This is a genomic window from Methanobacterium sp. CWC-01 (assembly GCF_030323845.1).
Taxonomy (GTDB): domain Archaea; phylum Methanobacteriota; class Methanobacteria; order Methanobacteriales; family Methanobacteriaceae; genus Methanobacterium; species Methanobacterium aridiramus.
Window position 1 is genome coordinate 810,164 of sequence record NZ_CP040735.1, and the last position, 24,986, is coordinate 835,149.

At 44.3% G+C, this 24,986-nt stretch carries 25 protein-coding genes, 1 tRNA gene and 1 pseudogene; 15 read left to right on the forward strand and 12 right to left on the reverse strand.

Annotated features, from left to right (window positions below; translation table 11 throughout):
- Positions 1–30 precede the first annotated feature (30 nt).
- From FGU46_RS04400 to thiC, 3 genes are all read right to left on the reverse strand, one after another.
- The gene (locus tag FGU46_RS04400) at positions 31–522 is read right to left on the reverse strand and encodes a ferredoxin-thioredoxin reductase catalytic domain-containing protein (protein ID WP_286477180.1); all 492 of its coding nucleotides are present in this window, start codon (positions 520–522) and stop codon (positions 31–33) included.
- Positions 519–797 (reverse strand): glutaredoxin family protein, encoded by a 279-nt coding sequence (locus FGU46_RS04405; RefSeq protein WP_286477195.1) that lies wholly within the window; start codon positions 795–797, stop codon positions 519–521. The genes FGU46_RS04400 and FGU46_RS04405 overlap by 4 nt, the downstream gene beginning before the upstream one ends.
- A gap of 77 nt (positions 798–874) precedes the next feature.
- Positions 875–2,149, reverse strand: coding sequence for a phosphomethylpyrimidine synthase (thiC, locus tag FGU46_RS04410; RefSeq protein WP_286477202.1), 1,275 nt, complete (start codon positions 2,147–2,149; stop codon positions 875–877).
- Between the two features lie 45 nt (positions 2,150–2,194).
- On the opposite strand from thiC, the gene FGU46_RS04415 reads away from it, so the two are divergent.
- On the forward strand, positions 2,195–2,599 hold the full coding sequence (locus FGU46_RS04415; RefSeq protein WP_286477217.1) for a CBS domain-containing protein: 405 nt from the start codon (positions 2,195–2,197) through the stop codon (positions 2,597–2,599).
- Here FGU46_RS04415 and FGU46_RS04420 read toward each other — a convergent pair.
- On the reverse strand, positions 2,596–3,426 hold the full coding sequence (locus tag FGU46_RS04420) for a methanogenesis marker 8 protein (RefSeq protein WP_286477224.1): 831 nt from the start codon (positions 3,424–3,426) through the stop codon (positions 2,596–2,598). The two genes, FGU46_RS04415 and FGU46_RS04420, sit on opposite strands and share 4 nt — an antisense overlap.
- Positions 3,427–3,539: 113 nt before the next feature.
- On the opposite strand from FGU46_RS04420, the gene FGU46_RS04425 reads away from it, so the two are divergent.
- From FGU46_RS04425 to fwdF, 7 genes and pseudogenes are all read left to right on the forward strand, one after another.
- A tRNA-Met gene (locus tag FGU46_RS04425) sits at positions 3,540–3,648 on the forward strand.
- 425 nt (positions 3,649–4,073) lie between these two features.
- A complete protein-coding gene (locus FGU46_RS04430) occupies positions 4,074–4,826 on the forward strand; it encodes a HesA/MoeB/ThiF family protein (RefSeq protein ID WP_286477232.1) in 753 nt (250 codons plus the stop codon).
- Positions 4,827–4,939: 113 nt separating this feature from the next.
- Complete coding sequence (gene glnA, locus FGU46_RS04435; RefSeq protein ID WP_286477249.1) at positions 4,940–6,268, forward strand: type I glutamate--ammonia ligase; 1,329 nt, start codon at positions 4,940–4,942, stop codon at positions 6,266–6,268.
- A gap of 104 nt (positions 6,269–6,372) precedes the next feature.
- Positions 6,373–8,063: pseudogene (locus FGU46_RS04440) on the forward strand (NrpR regulatory domain-containing protein).
- Positions 8,064–8,192: 129 nt separating this feature from the next.
- Positions 8,193–8,477: a DUF2097 domain-containing protein gene (locus FGU46_RS04445; RefSeq protein WP_286477257.1), complete on the forward strand. Its 285-nt coding sequence runs from the start codon at positions 8,193–8,195 to the stop codon at positions 8,475–8,477.
- 211 nt (positions 8,478–8,688) lie between these two features.
- Entirely contained in the window at positions 8,689–8,880 is a 192-nt protein-coding gene (locus FGU46_RS04450) for a 4Fe-4S binding protein (RefSeq protein ID WP_286477263.1), read from the forward strand.
- A gap of 5 nt (positions 8,881–8,885) precedes the next feature.
- Entirely contained in the window at positions 8,886–9,908 is a 1,023-nt protein-coding gene (fwdF, locus tag FGU46_RS04455) for a tungsten-dependent formylmethanofuran dehydrogenase subunit FwdF (RefSeq protein WP_286477268.1), read from the forward strand.
- 176 nt (positions 9,909–10,084) lie between these two features.
- On the opposite strand, the gene FGU46_RS04460 is transcribed toward fwdF, so the two are convergent.
- The gene (locus FGU46_RS04460) at positions 10,085–10,291 is read right to left on the reverse strand and encodes a TOBE domain-containing protein (RefSeq protein ID WP_286477271.1); all 207 of its coding nucleotides are present in this window, start codon (positions 10,289–10,291) and stop codon (positions 10,085–10,087) included.
- Positions 10,292–10,444: 153 nt separating this feature from the next.
- On the opposite strand from FGU46_RS04460, the gene FGU46_RS04465 reads away from it, so the two are divergent.
- The 3 genes from FGU46_RS04465 (at position 10,445) to FGU46_RS04475 (ending at position 13,148) form a co-directional block, all read left to right on the forward strand.
- Positions 10,445–11,323, forward strand: coding sequence for an ABC transporter substrate-binding protein (locus FGU46_RS04465; protein ID WP_286477275.1), 879 nt, complete (start codon positions 10,445–10,447; stop codon positions 11,321–11,323).
- 61 nt (positions 11,324–11,384) lie between these two features.
- A complete protein-coding gene (locus tag FGU46_RS04470; RefSeq protein WP_286477279.1) occupies positions 11,385–12,071 on the forward strand; it encodes an ABC transporter permease in 687 nt (228 codons plus the stop codon).
- Positions 12,072–12,074: 3 nt separating this feature from the next.
- Entirely contained in the window at positions 12,075–13,148 is a 1,074-nt protein-coding gene (locus tag FGU46_RS04475; RefSeq protein WP_286477301.1) for an ABC transporter ATP-binding protein, read from the forward strand.
- A gap of 26 nt (positions 13,149–13,174) precedes the next feature.
- On the opposite strand, the gene FGU46_RS04480 is transcribed toward FGU46_RS04475, so the two are convergent.
- The 4 genes from FGU46_RS04480 to FGU46_RS04495 all read right to left on the reverse strand — a co-directional run bounded on the left by FGU46_RS04480 (position 13,175) and on the right by FGU46_RS04495 (position 15,776).
- The gene (locus FGU46_RS04480; RefSeq protein ID WP_286477305.1) at positions 13,175–13,879 is read right to left on the reverse strand and encodes an ABC transporter substrate-binding protein; all 705 of its coding nucleotides are present in this window, start codon (positions 13,877–13,879) and stop codon (positions 13,175–13,177) included.
- 34 nt (positions 13,880–13,913) lie between these two features.
- Positions 13,914–14,252: a DUF2149 domain-containing protein gene (locus FGU46_RS04485; protein WP_286477314.1), complete on the reverse strand. Its 339-nt coding sequence runs from the start codon at positions 14,250–14,252 to the stop codon at positions 13,914–13,916.
- An 11-nt stretch (positions 14,253–14,263) separates the two neighbouring features.
- Entirely contained in the window at positions 14,264–14,908 is a 645-nt protein-coding gene (locus tag FGU46_RS04490; RefSeq protein WP_286477320.1) for a MotA/TolQ/ExbB proton channel family protein, read from the reverse strand.
- A gap of 73 nt (positions 14,909–14,981) precedes the next feature.
- A complete protein-coding gene (locus tag FGU46_RS04495) occupies positions 14,982–15,776 on the reverse strand; it encodes a hypothetical protein (protein WP_286477326.1) in 795 nt (264 codons plus the stop codon).
- A gap of 177 nt (positions 15,777–15,953) precedes the next feature.
- Here FGU46_RS04495 and FGU46_RS04500 point away from each other — a divergent pair, with 177 nt between their 5' ends.
- The 4 genes from FGU46_RS04500 (at position 15,954) to FGU46_RS04515 (ending at position 20,786) form a co-directional block, all read left to right on the forward strand.
- A complete protein-coding gene (locus tag FGU46_RS04500) occupies positions 15,954–17,021 on the forward strand; it encodes an ABC transporter substrate-binding protein (protein WP_286477334.1) in 1,068 nt (355 codons plus the stop codon).
- 25 nt (positions 17,022–17,046) lie between these two features.
- On the forward strand, positions 17,047–18,084 hold the full coding sequence (locus FGU46_RS04505) for a FecCD family ABC transporter permease (RefSeq protein WP_286477359.1): 1,038 nt from the start codon (positions 17,047–17,049) through the stop codon (positions 18,082–18,084).
- Positions 18,081–18,860, forward strand: a complete 780-nt coding sequence (locus tag FGU46_RS04510) for an ABC transporter ATP-binding protein (RefSeq protein ID WP_286477371.1) — start codon at positions 18,081–18,083, stop codon at positions 18,858–18,860. Before FGU46_RS04505 ends, FGU46_RS04510 begins: the two co-directional genes overlap by 4 nt.
- Positions 18,861–19,031: 171 nt before the next feature.
- Complete coding sequence (locus FGU46_RS04515; RefSeq protein ID WP_286477374.1) at positions 19,032–20,786, forward strand: Ig-like domain-containing domain; 1,755 nt, start codon at positions 19,032–19,034, stop codon at positions 20,784–20,786.
- Between the two features lie 333 nt (positions 20,787–21,119).
- Here FGU46_RS04515 and FGU46_RS04520 read toward each other — a convergent pair whose 3' ends face one another.
- The 3 genes from FGU46_RS04520 to fwdA are packed head-to-tail and all read right to left on the reverse strand — an operon-like array spanning position 21,120 to position 24,958.
- Complete coding sequence (locus tag FGU46_RS04520) at positions 21,120–22,424, reverse strand: formylmethanofuran dehydrogenase subunit B (RefSeq protein ID WP_286477376.1); 1,305 nt, start codon at positions 22,422–22,424, stop codon at positions 21,120–21,122.
- A 15-nt stretch (positions 22,425–22,439) separates the two neighbouring features.
- The gene (fwdC, locus tag FGU46_RS04525; RefSeq protein WP_286477385.1) at positions 22,440–23,246 is read right to left on the reverse strand and encodes a tungsten-dependent formylmethanofuran dehydrogenase subunit FwdC; all 807 of its coding nucleotides are present in this window, start codon (positions 23,244–23,246) and stop codon (positions 22,440–22,442) included.
- Positions 23,243–24,958, reverse strand: coding sequence for a tungsten-dependent formylmethanofuran dehydrogenase subunit FwdA (gene fwdA, locus FGU46_RS04530; RefSeq protein ID WP_286477388.1), 1,716 nt, complete (start codon positions 24,956–24,958; stop codon positions 23,243–23,245). Before fwdA ends, fwdC begins: the two co-directional genes overlap by 4 nt.
- Between the last annotated feature and the right edge of the window lie 28 nt (positions 24,959–24,986).

The following is a 24,986-nucleotide window of genomic DNA, read 5'->3' on the forward strand; positions in this document are numbered from 1 at the left end:
CTCATGCAAAGTTCATACTTATGCTCATAATTACATGAATCTCTCAAAACGTTCCTTTCCAACTTTACAGATGGGACATATTTCTGGAGGTTTATACCGGGCACATAGATATCCACAAACTCGACAGCGCCAAACAGGAAATTTTAAATCTGATTTAAAATCTCTTATCACCTCCATGGCCTTGGCCCGTTCATCTGGGCCGGGTCGTCGTTCTGGTATGGGAGTGAATTTCTTCTCACCCTTCACTATTTTTTCGGAGACGTATAAACCACAGTAACAGGCATCATATTCTCCCAGGTCGGGATCTCGATAGTCACAGGGACATATTATATCCAGGTCCTCTTCTTTGTTGCCAGAAGCCAGGCGACAGGGGCAGGCTTCATATCCATAGCGATCTTTGTTAGTGAGAATACTTTCAAGAAGTTCCCTGACGAATTCCTCATCCGGGCTGAAGTGGTAACCTGATTCTTCTATCTCCTTTTTTAGGTCCTGATAATATTTCTCAACTTCTTCAGAACTCACCCTATAATCTCCCTGATTTTATCCTGGTCAAATCCCACTATACATTCCTGGTCATTAATGACCAAAGTGGGGAAAGATAATTGTGGATTCCAGATTTTAAGAGCTTCTACTGCCTCATTTCGATCAGCACCCTGTAGAAGATCCACATAAATATAATCGTACTCAGCACCTAATTCCTCGATGAGCATCCTGGTTTTATTACACCAGCCGCAGGTACTCAACGCAAATAAAACAAGTTTACCTTTATTTTCCCCATTAACATGCTGAAGATCCATATCTTTCCCTCCTATTTACAGGCCTTAATCTATTTTATGGAAATAGATTATTAATAGTTTTTAATGACGAACTTTTTTTAAAGGTTATCTCTCACCATTCGCAGGGCACAGAACTCCCCACACATGGTACACATGTCTCTAGTTGACGATGCGTTCCTCTCCCTGCATTTTCTAGGCTTCTCCGGATCAAATGCCAATCGAAACTGTTTATCCCAGTTGAAGTTTTTTCGGGCATGGGCCATTTTCATTTCATGATCCCAGGCACTATCAATTCCCAACGCCACATCCGCTGCCTGTGCAGCAATTCTAGAAGCTATTACTCCTTCTTTAACTTCATGGAGGTTGGGAATGGACAGATGTTCGGCTGGGGTTACGTAGCAGAGAAAATCAGCGCCAGAACTAGCTGCAATAGCACCACCTATGGCAGAAGTTATATGGTCATAACCAGGGGCCAGATCTGTTACAATAGGGCCCAAAACATAAAAAGGTGCCTCTTTACAGACTGTTTTCTGAATCTGCATGTTGGCATTTATTTGATTTAGGGGAACGTGCCCTGGACCTTCCACCATCACCTGCACACCTGCCTCACGTGCGCGCTGGACTAATTCCCCCAGAATATTCAGTTCTGCCATTTGGGGGATGTCGGAAGCATCAGCCAGACATCCCGGGCGTAAACCATCCCCCAGTGAGATGGTAACATCGTGCTCTCGTGCAATTTCCAGTAGATAATCATAATTTTGAAAAAGAGGATTTTCTTGTTGATTGTGGATTATCCAAGCTGCAAGAAAGGCCCCTCCCCTACTAACAATACCCATGGTCCTTTTTGACTTTTGAGTCTTCTCCACGGTGTCCCGGGTGATCCCGCAGTGAATGGTCATGAAGTCCACTCCTTCACGAGCCTGTTCTTCAATGGCCGAAAACATATCATCCTCATCCATGTCAACCACCGCCCCTTTATTTTTAGAAGCGATTATACCGGCCTGATATATGGGTACGGTGCCAATGGGAGCTTTAGTAGCATCCATTATGGCTCGTCTTACTTCTCTAAATCGGGGACCGGTGCTCAGATCCATTACGGTATGGGCCCCGTATTCCACGGCCAGGAGAGCCTTTTTCACCTCCTGCTGGGGGTCCTCCAATTCTGGAGAAGAACCCACATTGGCATTGATCTTGGTGGTTAGTCCTTTACCAACACCCAGGGGAGATGTATAACGGTTAATGTTACAGGGGATGACTATTTTTCCAGTTGCAACTCTTTTTAGCAATTTTTGGGAACTTATACCTTCTATATCTGCAATTTTTCGGATTTGATCGGTTAACTGGCCTTTTCTGGCTTGTTCCATCTGTGTCAATTTTTATCCCTCAGTTTAATATAGAACCGAGATAGAAATAACTTTATGATAGAGAAGCTTCTGGCCCAGGATATCATGATCCAGGAAGTACAGGTAACATCTCCCCATGACTTGGTAGCTGCAGCCAAGCTCAAAATGATGCGCTGCAACGTGGGGGGGCTTCCAGTGGTTGATGAAAAAAAATTAGTGGGCATTATAACTCATCGGGATATATTATTGGCCGGCGGCGAAGCCCTGGGACTTAAGGTTGATGATCTGATGAGTAAGGATCTTAAAGTAGTGGAAAAAGAAACACCCATCATGGATATTACCCGCATAATGGCTGATAAAGGTTATCAGAGGATACCAGTGGTTGATGATGGAAATTTAATTGGACTTATAACCCAAAGCTCCCTGATAAGGGCCCTGGCCGGCCTGGATGATGATCCCAATTCTCACAGTAAATACTAAATCAATGGATCAGGTATTCTGGGGTTCTTTTTTTCCTTTAATCCCCCTATCTTTTCAATTCTAATTTTAAGGAACTTCTCACCATTATCAGTGGCAGCGTAGATGGGTATGGAAGCACCCACCGAAAATACTTGGTTCTGGTTCGCCAGTTCTCGTAGATGTTTAGAAGCGCAGCTGGTGATTACGTCGGCATGTTTAAAAAGCTCTGCCGCTTCATCTCTGCGAATACCGGTGGTGTGCACTGCAAATATATAGATATCAACTCCCGGATTTTCCCTTTCAATCTCTCTTAACTCCCGAGCGTCGGCAGCGCTGGCCACGGTAACGGTAATTTTATGGTAACCCTGTTTGATGGCTTTTAAAACCCCATTAACCTGGTTTATTTCAGCATTCTTGGTATCTAATACTTTATCCGCGCCCAATACGTTGATGATCTCTGGAATGGGGGAAGTGCTGATGATTCCAGATATCCGACCGCCAATACCCTGGATTAACTCCGGATCTTCGATTATTACCGTGCCACAGCCTTCGCACACGATAACCGCACATTCAATCATATCTTCCTCGAGAAGTGTGCCCAGAGTCTCGGAAATACCAAAGGACAGAAAATCATTCATTTTTAGTTTTCGCTGCGGGGTGCACATTCCAAAGTCCTCTATCCGGAAGTTCATATTCTCTTCTATGGCCTGAGGATCTATTTTCTCTATTCCCCGGTACTTGTGGAAAAGAGGGCAGTATTTGATTTGTGGATCTCCCACCTCCACCACTCTGCCGTTTTTTATGACAATTCGGGCCCTTCCTAGGGCTTCCATTACATGTTCATCCACGTTAGTCACCAACTTGATCTATCATCCTAAATGGTAGTAAACCTTTAGTTTATAAGAATATTCAGACCATAGAAAACTTTAAGAGAGATGAGAATGAACACCATATAAGCCATGCCGGGGTGGCTCAGTTGGTTAGAGCGTACGGCTCATAGGGTATTAAGCAATGCTCTGACTTATTCCTGGGATACCGTAAGGTCGCGGGTTCGAATCCCGCCCCCGGCACTTCATCAAAAACATTTCTTTCTTTTAAATTATAATTAGAAGGATAGACTTCAAGAATATAAACTCTTAAATTACTTTAAATAACGCATTCTGATTACATTAAAGGCCACTACCACCCCTAATACTCCAATTCGGATATAAGGACTGATAGGGGCAAAAAGAGCAAACCACAACAATACAATTCCTATAATGGTGTGAGTTAGAAGATTTTTCCAGTCAGTTAAATAAGATTTCATGCCTTTTATAACTCGATTCATAACACCGACTCCATATGTCAAAATTTGATATATATAATTTTGATATATTGAAAGTGGGGAAGGATATATTTAAAGATTTCTGCTAGCCTCCATAGCCCAATAGTAATTTTTACCACCGTCACCAATAGTTTAACCAAGGTAATATTTTCTAAAAAAGAGTGTGAGGGAATGACTAGGAAATACAAGGAATCGGAATACTGGCAGATGCTGGACCGTCAAAAGGAAATCATCAGTAGAGAAGAACAACTTCTTCTGAAAAATTGCCAAGTACTCGTGGTGGGTTGCGGAGGTATTGGAGGTGCTGCAGCTGAAATGCTGGCCCGTATGGGTGTTGGGAAAATTAAAGTTATAGATAAAGATTATTTCGAACTTTCCAATCTAAACCGGCAATTAATGAGCGATTTAAGTAACATTGGTCGTTTAAAAGCAGAAGTTACTCGGGAGGCACTCCAAAAAATTAACCCCCTGATGCAAGTGGAAGCATTCTCCCAGGAGTTGACTGCGGATAATGTATCATCCCTCCTGGATGGTTGCTCCATTGTAATTGATGCCCTGGACAACCTCTTGTCCCGGATTATAGTGGGTAGAGAAGCACTAAAAAAAAATATTCCCTTTGTACACGGAGCAATCCACGGAACACAGGGCCAGATAACTACTTTCACTCCCAGGACAGTTTCCTATGAGGAAATGTTCCAATTACCCTCCCATGGAAAAGACTTAACCTCCGCGGTAAGGGAAGCCGTGGCAAAACTGAACCAGGAAGTACCACCCAGCATTTCTTCGGTGCCCAATATAGTGGGTTGTATACAGGCCTTTGAAGTCATGAAGATTATCACCGCCAGGGGTTCACCAGTTTTAGCCCCGGATATGCTGGTATTCGACCTTCTAAAGAAGAATCCCTTTTCACTGGTCCAGTTATAATTTCTCGGATTATTTTTTTTAACATTTTTGATAAGATGGATGTCCCACCACAGTCTTTATATACCAGTAAAAGGAAACATCTTTCCGGTGTAATTCTCACGGAGGTTTACTCTATGGAAGATAAGATTGGAAAGGTAATCCAAGAAATAGAAAGATGCGGCACTAAATTTGTGCGGCTGCAGTTTGTAGACATACACGGAACTCCCAAAAACATGGCAGTTCCCCTGGTTAAACCAGATGATATGGAAGATATATTAAAAGACGGACTTCTCTTCGATGGTTCATCAGTGGCCGGTTTCGTGAATATCAACGAAAGTGACTTGATCATTAAACCAGACCCAGAAACCTTCTCCCACCTCCCCTGGAGGCCAGAAGAGAAGGGAGTGTGCAGATTTATATGTGACATCTACTGGCCGGATGGAAAGCCCTTCGAAGGAGATCCACGGTACATATTGAAAAGGACCCTGGAAAAAGCGAAAAATGATGGTTACGAATACAATGTGGGGCCTGAACCCGAGTTTTTCATCGTAGAAAAAGATGAAGATGGACGGATACACCCCCACGATAATGGTGTATACTTCGATGTAGAACCTGTGGATCAGGGAACTGACATGCGTCGTGAACTGGTTCTGGGACTGGAAGAACTGAAGTTTGAAGTAGAAGCAAGCCACCACGAAGTAGCTCCTGGTCAGCACGAAATCAGTTTCAAGTTTGACGATGCTTTAAAGACTGCCGACGCAGTAATAACTTTTAAACAGGCTATTAAGGCTATCGTGGACAAAATGGGTTACTTAGTAACTTTTATGCCCAAACCGTTCTTTGGAGAAAACGGTAGTGGTATGCACTGTCACCAGAGCCTCTTTAAACATAGCGAAAACCTTTTCTACGATCCTGAAGGGAAAAATCAACTCTCCCAGGAAGCCATGTACTTTATGGGAGGTCTCCTAAAGCACTCCCCTGCCCTGGCTTGCGTGGTAGCTCCCACCATCAACTCCTATAAAAGATTGGTACCCGGATACGAAGCCCCTGTGTACATCTCCTATGGACTTAAGAATCGTTCCACCCTGGTTAGGGTGCCCGCTTCACGCGGTAAAGGAACCCGTATAGAGTTCCGTTGCCCAGACCCATCCTGTAACCCCTATTTAGCTTTCGCAGCTATGCTGGAAGCAGGAATGGATGGTATCAAAAATAAAGTGGACCCTGGAGAACCAGTGGAAATCGACGTGTTCGGACTGGACGAGTCCGGTCTGGAGGAAATGGGGATCAAAACCTTACCTTCCAGCCTATGGGAAGCGTATCATGCCCTGGAGAAGGATGAAGTTATTAAAAACGCCCTGGGCGAACATATATACCCACAATTTTACCAGTTAAAAAGAAAAGAATGGGATGATTACCGTATCCAAGTATTCCGGTACGAGCAGGACAAGTATCTGCAAATCTAACCCCCTATTTCTTTTTTATTTATTTTTATTGAATTTGGTTTTGTTTTAAAAAAGTATTTAAACTCTCCTCCTACAACTTAAAACAGAAATAAGATGGTGAGGTAATGCCACAGGAAACAGACCGCAAGATGATGGAGATTTTAAGGATTCTGGCGGACCGAGAAGATGTTCTGGGTGCCAAAACCATAGCCGAAGGCCTTAAAAATAAAGGATATGACCTTGGAGAGAGAGCAGTTCGATACCATATGCGGATATTGGATGAAAAAGGATTCACAGAACGTATAGGTTACGCTGGACGCCGAATCACTCTAGAAGGCCTCAAAGAACTCGAAAAGGGCCTTATTTATGATCAAGTAGATTTTATTTTTTCCAAATTTGAGGACATGATGTACCAGACCACCCTGGATCCTAGCTCGGGCCAGGGTAATGTGGTGGTCAACAGCTCTACCTTTAACTACCAACAGGAAATTATGGAATAATTAGTTCTGCATTCGAAAAAGGAATAGCAGTAAGTCCTTTTATCAAAATTAACCAACCGGAACCGGCATCTAACCTGGTTAAATTGGAAACGGTGTGTGGGACCACCATCGATGGTATGTTACTGAAGGCCGGAATTCCAGTGGTACCCCGCTACGGTGGTCTGGTTAAAGTTGAAGATTACAGTCCCCAGAGATTCACAGAATTGATTGCCTACAAAAAAACATCCATGACCCCTCTGGAAGCCTTTACCGACCGGGAAATGACCTCGGTTTTAAAGGTCATGTCTGAAGGCCGGGGCAGTATTCCTGCCAATTTCAGGCTCATCCCCGGTGCCGCCCGGGATAAAGCCCAAGAACTATTCGGAGAATTAATAAAAATCGGAATATCTGGTCTTTTAAAAATGGGGGAAGAAGGGGAGAATGTGCTGGGAATTCCGGTAGACAACGATATGGTGGGTATTGCAGTGATCGGAGGAATTGCACCACTTTGCGCTGCTAAAGAGGCCGGTTTCGATGTTAACATAAAAACTGCAGAAAATAACATGGAATTCACCCAGATGAAATCTCTGGTGACTCCCAAATCAATACTAAAACCACCCTCGGCCAGTAAACCCCAAAAAGTTAAGTTTCTACTTTCCAGAGCATGGAATCTAATTCAAAAGGTGGATTTCGATCTGGAAACCCACAAGGGTCAGGTTATTGCCAACATTTCCTTCGTGGACGAGGAAAAGGTGGATGATGCCCTGGATATATTTGACCAGGTGATGATATCCCGACCAGAGTACTGCACCAGCAGTTACTATCAGATAGTGGACGGTCCCGGTGATAAAAAGGGAATAGCCACCGTCTGCAGCCTAACAATTGATGGTATCCTCACCAAGCATGGAATCGCGTCTTCACCCCAGTATGGTGGTATACTTGAAACAGAAGGGAAAGTTCCCCGTTTTATTGAATTTACCGCTTACAGCGGTTCATCCCTGGACCCCCACGAGATATACCTATCCAAGGGCATGACCTCAGTCATTAGTTCGCTGGATAAAGGCGGTAGGATACTGGCCAGTCTCAAAGAAATTCCATATGTGGCCCGGCCAGATGCACTGGACGTCCTGGAAGGTGTGGAAGAGGCCGGATTTTCCATACTCAACGTTGGTAAACCCAGTGAACTAATTTATAATGCCAAGGTAGAGCGTTACCATGTGGGTATCGTGGCTCCTGGTGGTTTAAACCCTATTGCTGCCGTTAAAGAATCCGGAATACCAGTGGAAGCTAAAGCCGTGGAGACCATGATGAATGTGGAAGATATGGAAGAATTTTAATTCCCCTGCCTTAAACATAAAACCAATGATTCAAACATATAATACCAACATACTAAAGTATAACTTGAAGGTTAATTTTTTTTAAAAAACTATAATTAAACTCTAATTAATTTAAAGAAGGTGAATAATATGGCAGATGTGAAAAACGTGTGCGCCACTTGTGACGAGATATGTGAATACATTGAAAATGAAGTGAAAGCTGGCGACACCGTAAGACTATCCCTGGGAAGATGTTACATTCCAGGAAAAGTGGTCACTAACAATGAAGGTGTTATACAGATAAAAATTGACAGTGACATGATCAAGGGATTGACCACCATCGATGTGGCGAAGATGAAGGACTTCCTGGTGGAAGTGGAACATGAATGTGCTGACGGTGCATGTTGTATCATGGAAGCTAAGGACGAGGAATAACTTAAATCCTTGACTTTCTTTTACCTATTCTAAATTTTACCTATTCTAAATCTACTTATGACCTAAATTAACCAAATAGAAATCTTTTTTTCACTTTATTCTGTCCAAAATCTAAATTGAGAATATTTGATCTTCATCGTGAAAAAATCGATATGTTTATATACGCATATCGACTATGCATGATCGACGAACATTGTGATGGTGATGATCGATGCCAGTAGTAATAGACATGGAAAAGTGTGGGAAAATCACAGAATGTCCTGGAGAGGGCTTGTGTATTAAAATCTGCGAGCAAGGAGCCCTGATAGAGAAGGATGGTGAAATTGTCCTGGTCCCGGAAAACTGTGATGATTGTGATCTGTGCATTCAAAACTGCCCCAACCAAGCCATAAGCAAGGAATGAGTACCATGAGCACCGTTCTGAGGCAGGGAAAAGAAAACCGTTCACTAACCCACAAAAACGACCATTGTGTGGGTTGCGGAATATGCGCAGATATCTGCCCCACCGAAGCCATAAGACTGGGGCCAGTTATGCCCGTAGCCCGGGGACTCTTAGAAGCAGATCTAATAAACATAAACCAAAAAGAATGCTGTTTATGTGGATTGTGTGCTGCGTCGTGCCCCTTCAATGCCCTGGAATTTAAGGTGGATGGAAAGACTGCCCAGGAACTGAAAAACTATCCCCAGTGGACCCACGATGCTAATATTGACTCTGAAACTTGTATTTACTGCGGGAGATGTGAAACAGCATGCCCCCAAGATGCTATCTATCTAAAACGTGTGCTGCCCACAGTCGAAGAATTGGTTAGGGGAGAAACTGATATCGATCAGGAAAAATGTATCTACTGCGGGATATGTGAAGAGATGTGCCCCGCGGATGCCATAGACATAGAATTCAATGAAATAGACTCCAATAATCCCCAAGTCGCCAGTGATATAAAAATTGATGAATCTAAATGTATTTACTGCGGTATTTGTAAAAGGGTCTGTCCAGAAAGTGCCATTAAGATTGTATGCACCACCTGCATGTCCCACGAGGATATCGTAATACCTAAAATTGATGGGAGCATCATTTTGGATGATGATAAGTGCATTAACTGCGGTTGGTGCCAGGAAATCTGTCCAGTAGATGCCGCCACAGTTATCAAACCATTCGAAGGGGAAATATTTTACGTGAACGATTTCGAGTGCAAAGGAGATTCCTGCCATGCATGCGCCGACGTATGCCCCTGTAATGCCATAAGCATGGTTGATAATAAATCTGTGATTAATCCAGCGTTCTGCACACTTTGCGGGGCCTGTGCCAAGGCCTGCCCTCAGAAGGGCATCGTGATTAAAAGAAGCAGCATGAATCTGGATAACATCAAATCAAAGTCCTGGAATGAAAGATTGAGAGGCCTTCTCCATCAAGCCTCTCAATCAAAATATTGATTGCTCAAGGTGTTCCAAAAATCCTTTTTTTCTTTTTTTCCTTTTTTTTCTTTTTTTCAGACCTATCAGTGTTATGGAGCTTAAATACATCCACGATTACGTGTCCTAGATCAATCTAAGTCTAAAAAAAGATTATTCAACAAAAAAAACAATAGAAAAAGAAAAACAGATGGGCTTTAATCTTTACCCACCATTACTTCTGTGGATTTTATGACAGCCACTACATCGTCACCGACTATAATCTCAAGATCATCGACTGACTCTTTAGTGATGGTCGCTGTTACTTCACCTGCTTCGATTTTAATCTTTACTGATGCCGTTATAGGCCCTTTATCCACAGCTTCCACCTTTCCTTTCAAAACGTTTCTGGCACTTAGTTTCATTTTTTTCATCCCCTAGCTTACCTGTACTTGTCTTAATATTATGTTCATTCTTCCAAATAAATGTATGACACACGAAAAATTGAAGCGAAAATCATGTGTATAAATAACGATAGATATCACTTTACATATCAACAAATCAAGGAGGATTTGTAAATGGATACAAAATATATCTTGTTAGCAGTTGCAGTTGTCGCAATTGTTGTAGTAGCAGGAGTTTACGTGAGTGGTTACGGCCAAGCACAGACTCTTAAAATCGCCACTACTACCAGTCTCGAAGATACTGGTTTATTAGCTGTTTTAGAAACTGAATATGAAAAGAAATATCCTAATACTGACGTGCAGTTTATAGCCGCCGGTACTGGTCAGGCCCTGGAATATGGTAAGAAAGGTGATGTGGACCTGGTAATGGTCCACGCCAAAACTTCGGAAGAGAAGTTCATAGCCGATGGCTTCGGTACTAACAGAACCATCTTTGCCTACAACTATTTCTACATCGTAGGCCCAGCCACGGATCCAGCCAATATCAACGGTAGTAATGCTACTTCTGCCTTCACCAAGATTGGCACTGATGGCGCAGCCAATCCAACCGAAGTGATGTTCGTCTCCAGAGGTGACAACTCCGGTACCAACACCAGAGAACTCCAGATCTGGAACAAAACTGATCTCAATTACACCACCGAGGTACAAGGCCAAGCATGGTACATAGAATCTGGAAAAGGAATGGGAGATACCCTAATCCTTGCCAACGAAAAATCAGCCTACACCTTATCCGATTCTGGAACATACCTGGCCTTCAAAGGGAATTTAACACTAACTGCATTTGTAACCCAAGGCAAAGACCTGTTGAACGTCTACTCTCTGATACCAGTCAATCCTGCTAAGTTCCCTGACGTGAACAGCGAGGACGCTCAAAGTTGGATAACATTCGTTACTTCAGCGGAAGGACAGAAAATAATCGGTGAATATGGTGTCGACAAGTATGGACAGCAGTTATTTATTCCTATAGCTGGACAGCCCGAACCAACTTCCTAGTAGTTAGTTTTTTATTTAAGGGGGAGCTTATTCCCCTATATACTTATTTTTTGGTGATGCCGTGAGTGAGATTATCAACGCATTTTTCCAGGCCATAGATCTCATAGTGTCCTTGGACCCGGAAGTTATAGAAATAACACTTCGTACTATTATTATTTCATTATCATCCACCTTTTTTGCCGCCCTAATTGCGATTCCCTTAGCTAGCTTTATTCATTTCAATAAATTCAGGGGCAAAAGAAGCGTTATGAATATTATTCAAACACTGTACAGCCTCCCCACCGTACTGGTAGGTCTATTGGTGTTTCTGTTAATTTCCAAATCGGGACCCCTGGGTGATTTCAGTTTGCTTTTCACCCCTGGAGGGATGATAATCGGCCAAACAATTTTGGTAATCCCTACAGTTGTTGGTTTTGCAATTGTTGGACTAAGTGGAGTGAAAGAAGAAATTAAAGAACTTGCGCTGTCCTTAGGAGCGAGTAATTTTCAAACTACAACCACCATCATGCAGGAGGCCAAATACGCCCTTTTAGGGGCTATTATACTAGGCTTTGGCCGGGCCATATCTGAGGTAGGAGTAGCCCTAATGATAGGGGGTAACATCCGGGGCTACACCCGAGTCATAACTACCACCATGTCCCTGGAAACACAGAAAGGAAACGTAGAGCTTTCAATCGCCCTTGGAATCATCCTATTAGCTATAGCTCTAATAGTAAATCTTATATTAAACCAGGTGCAGGAGAGGTGAACGATGCATCTACTGGAAATTCAAAATTTAACCAAAACTTATGAAGGAAAGAAGGTTCTAGATGATATAAATCTGCATCTAGACAAAGGTACCACCTTAGGAATTATAGGACCTACGGGATGTGGAAAGACCACGCTGTTACGAATAATTGACCTCCTTGAATTGCCTTCATCTGGTAAAATCTTCTTTGACGGGATAGACATTACTAAATCTAATTTAAAAGATTCTGACATTCGAAGAAGAATTGGAATGGTATTCCAAAAGCCCATTGTTTTTAAAGGAACTGTTTACGATAACATACGTTACGGGCTGAAGGTACGTGGCGAAAATGAGGATTCCTACCAAGAGGAGATAACTAAGCTTCTGGATTCCCTGGGACTTGCTGGCTATGAAGAGCGAGATGCTTCCACTCTATCTGGGGGAGAAACCCAGAGGATAGCTCTGGCCAGGGCCTTAATAACCGAGCCGGATCTGCTGCTGTTGGATGAGCCAACGGCCAATCTGGATCCCCTGTCCACTGAGAAAATAGAAAACTTGATAGCAGAACTTTCCAAGAAAAAACATACCACCATCGTCATGGCCACCCACAACTTAATCCAGGGCCAGAAACTTTCCGATCAGATTGCCATTCTTAACAAAAAGATATTCCAGATGGGAACCCCAGAAGAAGTTTTCTTAAAGCCTGCCCATAAATTTGTGGCAGAATTTGTAGGGGTGAAAAATGTTAAAAAGGGAACGGCTAAACCAATCGAACCAGATCTCACTTTAATCAAGCTAGAAAAAATAAATATCTATTCAACTTCGTCGCTGGAAGGTTTGGTTTACGCCAGCATCCGCCCGGAAGACATTACTCTATCCAATATGAAAGTTATAAGCAGCGCTCTTAACGAGTTCCAAGGGAAAGTGAAGGAAATCGTGGATAATGGGGGGATCGTAGAGCTTAAAGTCGATGTAGGTGAAGAGTTCACCGTTCACATGACCCGAAAATCATTTTTAGATATGGAACTGACTATCGGCTCATCAGTATGGTTGCAGTTCAAGGCATCGGCTGTGAATGTCTTTGAGTGTGAATGTTAAGAGTTAAAAAATATACACATAGATTTTCAGTTCCTTTTAACCGCCCACAGCTCCCCATCTTTATTTTCCACATAAAGGATAGCCTTTCCATTCACCGGGCAGGGCTTTACCGACTTGTTTGGGTCGTTGAAGATGGTGCCTTCGGTAACCGGCTTTCCGTCCAGGGTGTATATTCCATCAATACCGGCCCGGATGAGTTTTTGAACGGTCTGGGCACCGGTCAATTCTCTTATTTCCCCTATCATTAAAAATCTGCCGTCATTAGCTGTGGAGGCCAATCCTAACCCCGCCATGGCCCCGATCACCCCATCTTCAGTTCCACCCAGCCCTTCTAGTTGTATTCCCAGATTTCTGGCCAGTGTCCTGGCCTTGTCCTGGGATAGAACCGTATTTTTAGCATCCTTTCCATAGGCCACCAGTGCTGGGGAGATCTGTTCGGTGCTGGCCACGGCCAGGCCCGGATCGCTCCCCTCAATAAAATCATCCAGCATCTCATCTTTAGCAATATCGAAGATGTCTCCCAGGAATTCCTGGCCCGAAAGGTCCAGGTGCACCACTCCACAGCTATTATGAGACGTGTAGGGGATATCCGGGTGTACATATAGCTGGTGACGGGTTACCCCCATAACTGAATAGTTCTCAGAAAGTGTGGCTGCCACTGCCCGGGCCAGTCTACCAGTTCCCCGGGAGTTCAGGTTGTCAGTATCATCCATACATACAAAAACTGTCATCTTAATACCTCAATTTCATATCTACTGGTGATCGTCAGCCCCCTCCCGGAACCATGATCAACTTACCAGTCTGGGGGTCCTTGTAGACCATGCCCATCTCCTGATATCCACTACCACTTCCTGTTTCAATCTCCAGTGTTTGGTTAATTTCCTGACCCATCTCCACTTCCACCGTCTGTTTAATCAGATTGGATAACTCCATCCTTTCTTCTGGGGACATATCCGCGAAAACCACACTCTGCAGGTTCATGGACATGATGGTGAATATGAGAAAGCCCACCGCCAGCACCAACATACAGTCCACCATGTTAACCGCGTAGATCATGGGATCGATCTGCTCGTCGGAAGAAAGTAGCTCTTTTCGCCGTTTCATCAATCTTCGTTTTAAGATTTTAAAACCTCCAGAACAGACTCGGCCAGGGTTTCCAGGTTGGAAATATCTTCTTCGTACCATCGGCGCCTGATTTTGGAAATAGTGAAAGCAATGGCAGCCGCCGCCATACCCAGTACCGCGGCATCAAAGGCAGTCATAAGATGGTCTGCCAGGAGTTGAATATCTCCCGCCCCCAGAGCAGTTAATCCAGGCCCCAGAGGGATTAAGGTTCCCATTAATCCTACTGCCGGTGATATTTTGGCGATGATATCCGTTTTTTCCAGTTTCTTAGCGACCATAATGGTCTCATCTTCCATCATCTTCAGTGCCAGAGACTCCCGGAAAGCGGGATCAACATTCTTGGTTTGAGACAGGGCTACTAGGACCTGTTTATGGCTTTCAGAGATTTGAACATTATTCAAGACCGTGGTTATCTCATTGGAGATGTTTTCCCGGGTTAGAGATAGAATTAAGCCGGCCACATTTTTAAGGTCTAAATGTAGTTTCCGGCGCTTATAGTATTCCGCCAGCATCATTCCCACGGTAATGAGAGAATATATGAAAAATATCGCCAGAACAATTAAAACCGGATATAAGAGGCTTTGTGAAATGGTGTGCATGGATGTTGAAAATCCACTGAAGTATTCTAAGGCCATTTAATCACTTCTTATCAATTTGAAATTTTTTTATAGTGCATTCGTTTGCTAAATATATTAAAAAAGAGATAATTCATCTTTTTATACCATAGAAGTAGCCAAATACCACCAAAACTACGATTATCAGTATTCCTGCCAAATAACTGTACGGAGAAGCTTCTTCTTCATTTTCAGGCAAATTTAATTCATAGGCTTGACCATCAGAACCAGTTAATCCATCACCAATGCCATCGGAACCAGCCTCTTGAATCTTTTGTGCTGCTCCGGCTAGAGGATCACCATCACCAGCAGAAGTGGCTCCATTTCCAGCGGAACTACCTCCCCCTCCAGTAGCACCATTACCACTTCCCTGACCCTCCGGATTAACAGAAATAGTGGCTGAAGCCTGACTAACACTAGGATAGAAATTTTGGTAATTGGTTCCCAGGTTATCATAGTAAAAGTTAAGGGGAAGTTTAAACCTTGCCGATAAGGTAATGGTTTTTCCAGCCATTTCCGGAGGAACTTGAAGACCCAGAACCAGAGTCTTATACGGACCTACCTTCTTTCCAGGCCTTATATTCCCCAATGGCCAGGAACTACTGGCCGGCTGATATCCTCTGCTGGGATTATCCCCTGAATACGAGGCTGATAAAACTTTGAGTTCTCCTTTGGAAATATAGACCACAACGTTAGTCAAAGTGCAATTAACACCCGTGTTAGTGGCAGTAACCGTCATATACACCGTATCCCCCACGTTAGCGGTGTTCTTATCCAGTGACACGCTTATAGAAGCCCCAGGATAATCTTCAGCGAAGGATGCACCCATAAGCACCAACATGGCAATGATGGTTAGTGTAACAGTGAGGATGGATCGAAGATTTTTCATTTACTTATTCCCTTAAAGATTTTTAAAATAATGTTATTGAAGTGTATATATATACATATCTTATTAAGACGAATTACATTACTGTCTACTTTAAATAGTATTATTAATTGAAATTCTTTTAAATGATCTGAGTGTCACCACCTATCAATGGTGATTATTCCACAAGGTATGGTACTGATGAAGCAGAAAAGAAATAGTCTGATTGCAATTATTCTGATATTGATTCTGGTAACTGCACTGGGCATCTATGTAATCAATCAAACTTCAAGTAGCTCCCTAAATAGTAAAGATAAGGATATGTTAGGGCGTAGTATAGATGTGCCATCTGAGATAAATCGGGTTTATTCCATCACCTATTCTACTACGGTGCTGGTTTACATGCTGTCTCCGGATAAATTGATTGGTTGGAGTGCTGAAAGGAGTGATAATGAGAACCAGTACATGGCCGAAAGATATAGTGACCTACCCGTGCTTGGAGGGGGAAAAGAAGACGCGAATTACGAATCAATACTATCGGCCAAGCCGGATGTGGTGTTTGTGGGTCATGGAAAGACCGTGGAAGATGTGGATGACATCCAGCAGAAATTTGGTTCCATTCCCGTGGTGGATGTGGAGGGAGATAATAACATCACCAACATAACCTCCTCCATACGATTCCTGGGCTTGATACTGGGCGAAGAAGAGAAAGCAGAGGATCTAATAGAGATTCATGAAAATGTAACCAAAAAGGTTAGGGGTAGAGTGTCTGAAATTCCTTCTTCTGAGAAAAAGAAGGTATACTACGCCAGAGATAGCACCGGATTACAGAGTAATCCCTCTGGTTCCAGTCACACCCAATTAATCGACATATGTGGCGGGGTTAACGTAGTGCAGGTTCCCCTGGCCAAGGGAAGTTCCACAGTTTCTATGGAAATGATACTGGATGCCAATCCAGACGTGATCATCGCCAGCGATCCCCAGTTCTACCAGAACGTTTACAATGATCCAGTCTGGCAAAATGTGAAAGCCGTGGCAGATAAAGAAGTCTACCTGGTTCCACAATCACCTTTTAACTGGTTTGAAAGTCCTCCTGGTGCTAACACAATACTGGGCATAGCGTGGACCGCTAAAGTCTTATATCCCGATAAATTTTCGGACCTGGATCTTAAAAACATGACCCAAGAGTTTTACACTGATTTCTACCACTACAACTTAACTGATTCAGAAATAACCGACATCATGAACTCTTCAGGTTTAGAAGTGTAGTAAGAAAAGATTTAGGTGGGAATAAATGTTCAAAAGCACCATCAGAGACAAACTATCCACCCATCAGACATCCACCCTCTTCTTACTCACCATCCCATTAATCCTATTATTTTTCATTTCATTTCTAATTGGAAGATATCCCATCAGCCCCCTGGAGGTTTTAATGGTTATCGCTTCCAAGGTGATGCCCATTAAAGCCACTGTCCCCCTGCCTTCCGATGCGGTGATTTTTCAGATCAGGTTGCCCCGCATTCTGGCAGCTATGCTGGTTGGAGCTGCGTTATCCATAGCTGGAGCAGCTTTTCAGGGCTTATTTAAAAACCCCCTGGTCTCTCCGGATAAACTGGGGGTTTCCGCTGGAGCAGGTTTTGCCGCAGCACTGGCCATACTTTTTTCTTTCAGCGCAGTGATGATACAGGTTTCTGCGTTTTTCGGGGGTCTTTTTGCAGTTGCGCTTACTTATTTCATTAGCAAAACCTTCAAAGGAACCTCCATACTGACCCTTATTTTATGTGGAATTGCCATTGAATCCTTCTTCGGAGCCATGATCTCTCTATCCAAATATGTGGCTGATCCCTATGATCAGCTGCCCACCATTGTTTTCTGGCTGTTAGGAAGTTTTGCAGCTGTAACTCCTCAAAAATTGGTTATGATGGGCATCCCCGTAATATTTGGAATTTTTGTATTGTTACTCATCCGCTGGCGGATAAATGTTCTGTCCATGGGGGAGGAGGAAGCCCGAACCATGGGAGTGGATACCAGAAAGTTACAGGCCATTATCATTTTCAGTTGCACCATTGTAACCGCTTCTTCAGTGAGTATCTGTGGTATTATAGGTTGGGTGGGTCTGGTCATACCCCATGTGGCACGTATGATTGTGGGACCGGATCATAAAATTCTATTACCAGCCAGTGTCATCATTGGAGCCTTCTTCCTGTTACTGATCGATGATGTGGCTCGGACCATCACTACAGTTGAGATTCCAATTGGAATACTAACTGCATTAATAGGGGTTCCTTTCTTCTTATATCTGCTCAGAAAGAGTAAAAAGGTGTGGGTATGAATCATTTAATGGAAATTGAAAATGGAAGCTTTTCCTATGATGGTGAACATGACATCTTCCAGGATATTAATTTCTGCACCGATAGTGGAGATGTTTTTTGCATTTTAGGAGCTAACGGAACCGGGAAAACAACCCTTATCAAATGCCTCACCGGCCTCATGAAATTAAATTCCGGAACCATATTTTTAAATGGTGAAGACCTGGATTCACTGTCTGCAGTTAGTGTAGCCAAAAAAATTGGTTACATACCCCAGATACATTACTCCACTTTTCCCTTCACGGTATTAGACGTGGTTTTAATGGGCCGCTCCCCTCACTTGGAGCTTTTCGAATCTCCCTCCGAGAAAGATTATAAAATTGCTGAAAAAGCTTTAAAATCACTTAAAATCAACCATATGCAGGATAAGCCCTACACTGAAATCAGTGGCGGTGAGCAGCAACTGGTGTTCATTGCCAGGGTCCTGGCCCAGGAGCCCAGTATCATGATCCTGGATGAGCCCACATCCCATCTGGACTTTGGAAACCAAATCAGGACCCTTAAAATCATTGAAAACCTGGCAAAGGGCGGTCTTTCGGTGATAATGTCCTCCCACTTCCCGGACCATGCCTTCCTATCCGCCACCCATGTGGCCATTATGCAGGATGGCTCCTTTATTGATGTGGGACCTCCCGAAGAGGTGGTGACCGCCGAGAATATGGAGAAGGCCTACGGTATTAAAGTTGAAATAGCAGATATTCATGATAGAAAGGCTTGCATACCTTTGAAAATGAAATAATAGGTGCGATTCCTTGAAAATTTTCTTTCTAACTCTTTTAAACCAAAATCTTGTGTATGATTAGCGATTTTAATTCTTATTGAGGCTTAAAAAGTTAATAACAATTTTTATATTGACTGAAATGCAATCATAAACATCTCAATTTTTAATAGAATTTAAGGAGGTTAAATATTGGAAAAAAAACATGCAATGTTCCTGGTAATGGCATTGGCAATGGTGATGATTCTTTGTGGGAGTGTAACTGCAGCTGAAATACCCACTAACACCAACGTCAATTTAACTGTGGCCAACGATGCCGGTGCCAGGTTCGATGACTTTGGAAATGAAAGCTACAATTTCTTTTCCAACCAAAGTACAGGTCAGGGACTTAATACCCTGAAAATCGCTTCCAGCAACAGCAGTAGCGATGGAAATGTGGTATTTACCGATAGTCAGTCCAGCACATTCTACATCTTCGATACTGGAAGTGTAGGTTGGATTGATAACGGGATACTGATGTTGGCAGTAAATGGAACCATACCTGACGACTTTAATGTGACCATTACCAGCAGTGGTTACGTGTGGACGCCGGTGGCTAAAAATAAGTATCCCCTGCCGGAAGATCTTACTTACGAGACACATACAGAGACATTCACTAAAGATGATTTCACGTATGGTCCTCAAGATTGGAAACCAAGCACTGTAACTGATTATCCCATCTTTGAAGGTCAGAATATGAGTGATGTGCTCAACAACTTTAACATCATGTTCATCGATCTATACGTGGGCAGTATTGGTACCAGTACACTCAGCAAGCCCGAATATGCTGGTATAACCCTAATTAACAATGGAAATATTAAAGTCACCTATACTTTCCAAAATTTAGATAATCTAGCGGCATTCAATGCTTACGCCTACCGAGTTTACTCCACCACTGGAACTGGTGTAAAATGGACTAACGCCCTTAACACCGCTGAGCAGAATGAAACCGGTGTTTCCGGATATTACGTAACCACCCCGGATGTTACCAAACCAGTTGTTTCGGCCATAGACCCCACCAACAACGCAGTCAATGTGCCCATCAACAAGACCATCACCCTAACCTTCAACGAAGAAGTTAAACCTGGATCAATGTGGATCGAACTACTAACACCCACCGGAACCATCATACCCACCACCGTGGATGGAAGCTTCGACACCTTAACCATAGACCCCAACAGCGCCCTAACCAAAGCCACCAAATACACCCTGGCCATCCACACCGGATCCGTCACCGACATGGCAGGAAACCCCATCAAAGGAATAGTATACTACTTCACCACCGACAGCACCGCACCCACAGTAGCAACCATAGACCCCACCAACAACGCAGTCAACGTACCCGTCAACAAGACCATCACCCTAACCTTCAACGAAGAAGTCAAAGCTGGATCAATGTGGATCGAACTACTAACACCCACCGGAACCATCATACCCACCACCATCAGCGGAAGCGGTAACACCTTAACCATAGACCCCAACAGCGCCCTAACCAAAGCCACCAAATACACCCTGGCCATCCACACCGGATCCGTCACCGACATGGCAGGAAACCCCATCAAAGGAATAGTATACTACTTCACCACCGACAGCACCGCACCCACAGTAGCAACCATTATCCCCACCAACAACGCAGTCGGAGTTCCAGTCGATACAAACATAACCGTACAGTTCAACGAAGAAGTTAAAGCCGGCACCCTGTGGATCGAACTACTAAACCCCGCCTGGACACCGATACCCATCAACATAACCGGAAGCTACGACACACTCAACATCACACTCAACAACGTCACTCTAGACTTTGGCACCAAATACGCCCTGGCCATCCACACCGGATCCGTCACCGACATGGCAGGAAACCCCGTCAAAGGAATAGTATACTACTTCACTACACAAAACCCAACCTAAAAACCAAAGTATTCGTCGCTGAAAGGAATAGGGGAGTTTACTCCCTTCCTCTTTATTTTTTTTGAATAAATTAGAAAAATTTTGATCAAATTTTTTCGCTTGTTAATTCAAAAACTGTTATTAAAAAAAGATAACTGTGTATACATGCTGGCGGGATATATGGATCAGAACTAGCCAGAAAGGGCTGATCAGCATCTTCTTTTAGAAAATGAAATCTTCAAGGGATTAAACTATAGAATTAGTCTAGACCATGTTTTAAAATTAGACATTTTGAAGATACAATAATAGAAAAAGATAGCAATTTGAAAAAAAGTAAAAAATGGAAAGTGCCGCTTACTTGGAAGCGGTTTTAATTTCCATTACCCTTTTGAGCAGCCTTTCCAGAATTTCCCGGTCAGAGAGAAGATCAGAGTCCACCACTTTCCTCATCCGGATGGGAACACCTTCCATACGATAGGCTGTTCCATCAGTTTCCATTCCCACGATGGCGGGTGGTAGGATGATGTCGGCCAGTTCCGTGGTTGGGGTGCGGTGGGGTTCGATGGCAATGACTGGTATCTCAGCCATGCGACGCAGGGACTTCTGTGGGAAGTGAGCCCCTGGATCGGAAGCGATTACCATCATAGCATCGGTTTCCCTGTTCTGCAGGACGTCGTTGGCTCCAGATTCACCGGGATTGTAGCGGGGGATTCCGGTGGCGAAGTCTATGCAGTAGGGGTATCCGCTCTCCCAGGTGGCCACTTGGTTAAATCCAGTCACGTTGTAGTGTCCCCTCATGGGGATCAGTGTGAACTTGGCGAAGTTGTTGAGGTCCTGTACCATCATAATGGCGGTGTCGATGTTTCGGTGTTTTCCCCGGCTGTGGGTGATTCCCATTCCGAAGAAGAGTATACCGAACTGGGCATTTTTCAGGACTTCTACTGCTTCTGTGATTTCTTCGCGGGGTATTCCGGCCACTTCATCGTAGAGGATTTCATGACCCATCATAGCCGCCCGCATGGCATCTAAGAGTTCGTAGTCCTGGTTGTATCCCACTTGCAGGTGAATATCAGCCAGCTTTGAGGAGTCACTTTCACGGGGATCTACCACAATAAGGGTCCGATCAGATCGGCCCCTTTCCCGGAAGAATCCCCGGGCAAATACGTGGCGGGACAGGTGTCGTGGGTGGGCGTGCATAGGGTTGCATCCCCAATAAACCACCACATCGGCTCGGTTTTTTACTTCTCCAAAGGTACAGATGGGATAACCAACGTCCTGTAGAGCCAGTACTGATGGTCCATGACACACTGATGCAGTGTTATCCACAATGGCTTTAGTATGCTCGGCTAAGTCCATACCCACTGCCTGAGCTTCACATTCAGTACAGCTCCAACCGTACATGAGTGGTCTTTTTGATTCTGCTAGGATTTGAGCAGCCTTTTCAATGGCCTCATCGTAGGTGGTTTCCACCAGTTCGCCGTTTTCATCCCTTATCTGGGGTTTCTTCCAGCGCATGGCACCTTCTGCATGGACAAACTTGCTGTGTCCAATTCGACAGGCGTTGATGGTCCCGACGATCTCGTCGTTTTCCACCTTACAGATAATGTCGTCACATAGTGTTCCACAAAAGGGGCACACTACGTTTTTTACAAGTTCCATACTTAATTCCTCCATCTAGGGAGCTATGTGACTGTTACCTGCTACTGCAGCGTAGACAGTACCATTAGCTCCTTTAATTGCGTAATCTCCGTTAAATTTGTAGAAGGCTCCGGGTATGACTTCTCCATCCACTTCGATGTTCTTTTCTACACCAAGGTATTTGAATCCGGCCAGGAATTCCTCAATAACTCCCTTGACCACAATTGTTCCGCCGGCCATTTCCCCTCCGGTCCTGGCTATGACGTTACCTTCAATGATCAAGAGGCCGTTGTTCATGTGAATTCCGGGCATAATGGAGACGTCTCCTTTTATGACGATCTTACCGCCGTTCATGTACTCGGCGACTTCGTTACCAGCGTTTCCATAAACGGTTAATAAACCACCACTCATACCTCTCCAGTCACCACGGTAGGATGAACCTACGTAGTCCCCGGCGTCTCCCATGATGGTCAGTTCTCCACCGGACATGTCCTGACCAGCCCAGGATTTGGCGTTTCCTTCCACAGTGATTTTTCCGCCTTTCATTCCCACGCCAACATACATACTGACGTTTCCCTTGACGGTTATTTCACCGGCGGTCATTCCGCTTCCAATGCGTTTGGTCTGGGATACGTCACCGTCGATTAGAATTTTGGTATCGGCGGCAGTGGCCCCGGTTTCTCCTTCTACTTCGAAGAAGTCGGAGAGCGGTACCGTGCCATTACCATGCCAGATGGGTAGGGCCTTGATTTCATCGACTGTTTTACCAGCGAAAGCATCTGGAGTTACATTTTCTACCTCTAGGGGCACTTCTGGCTGTTCTTTTGGTTTTAAAGTAATCATTGGATCACCCCTTTAACTGGAGCAGAGTGGGGAAGATAGCTGTCCTGCACCGGATAGTTGGCGAAGTTAACAGAGTAGTACTGTTTGAACTGTTTCTCCACATCGGCCACTACTTCGTTGTATACCGTTTCGTCTAACATGGTGTCCACCCAGTAGCTTCGGCCACGCAGGGTAGGATTAACCACCACACCCTCTTTAACCACAGGTGTTCCATCTTTTAGGACCAGTGCCGCGTGTTGGAAAGCAGCTTCCAGGGCCCTGTAATCTGCAGATGGGTTCTGGGTTTCGGGGTTGAAGTTGTAAATAGCCACGTCGGCATCAGCGCCGGCTCCCAGGTGCCCTTTGGTGTCAGATAGACCCAGAACTTTAGCTGGGGTGGCCCGGGTAACCTGAGCAATCTCCAGGAAGGAGTATTCACGGTCTAACGTGGCTATGCTACTCTTCCTCTGGGCCCATTTGTGGAGTTCACCATCCATTAAATCATTTCGGGCCCTGTTACTCATTAACCAGCTGATAACCCTTGGGTACCTGGTGAATGGCCCGGCGTTGGGACTGTCAGTGGTTAAACAAACTTTTTTTGCATCTTCGGTTAATAGGAATAGCTCCATACCCACGGCCCATTGCAGGGCAGGTACTGGTGCTCGAGCAGCATAAATGAATGGAACGACTCCAGAACCGGTTTCAAGTTCTACATCACAGTTAGCCCATTTAAGACCGTTCAGAGAGTGTAAATCGAACTCCATAGGCCCGTCAGCAGTCATGGTGGTGGTTTCGTCCAGAGTTACCTGTCCGATGTCCATTACGATGTGGTCGTTCTTGTTGATGTAGTTGGCAATGGTGGGTGCCTCGGAGACCACATCCCTCCAGCTGGTTCCACCGTAACTGTGGAACTGAACGTGGGTAGCGTACAATACTGCATCTCTGCTTCCCGTTTTTGGGTTGGCTTTTATCCCTTTTGGTACATCGAAGGAAGCCAGAGTTGTTTCGTAGTTTCCAGGGTGTCCCAGGTCGTTACAGTGAAGGTGTATGGCGTGGGGTAATCCTAACATCTCGTTCACTTGTGCCAGGCCTTTGATTATCTCAGCAGCCTCTATGTCAAAGTATGGGGATGGGTCGTGGATTCCATGTACGTTTCCTCCCCAAGCCCAGGCTTCGGTTCCTCCAGGGTTAACGATCTTTATGGTGTAACCTTTAGTAGCTTTTAAAAGCCAGGATGTGTATGCAGCGCACCCATCCACGTCTCCTTCTTTAAGGTACTCCATTACAAACCAGTTGTTTCCGAATAATGGGAAAGCGGCGTGGTCAATGATGGGGGTGTCGTGGAATTCTTCGTGGGTGTGTCTGGCCAGTAGTGGGGGCATAGCCGCCTCCATTACGGTGGTGTAACCCATCTGGGCGTAGCGCTGCCCAGTCATGAATGTGGATGGTACTGAAAATCCGCTGCCAGCCCTTCCACCAGTTGCAGCTGCTTCTACGTCTTTTTTACTGTCTTCAGGACGGTACATACGACCCACGTTAACCTTGGCTCCGGCGATGTGAGCGTGAGGGTCTACACCTCCCGGCATTATTATTTTGCCGGTGGCATCTATTACATTTGCATTTGAGCTTACTGAGTCCACAATTTTACCGTCTTTGATGCAGATATCCATCTTTTCTCCATCAACTTCGTTCAGTGGATCGTAAACAAATCCGTTTTTGATTATGTGTTCCAAGGAAAATCCTCCTAAATAGTTGATTATA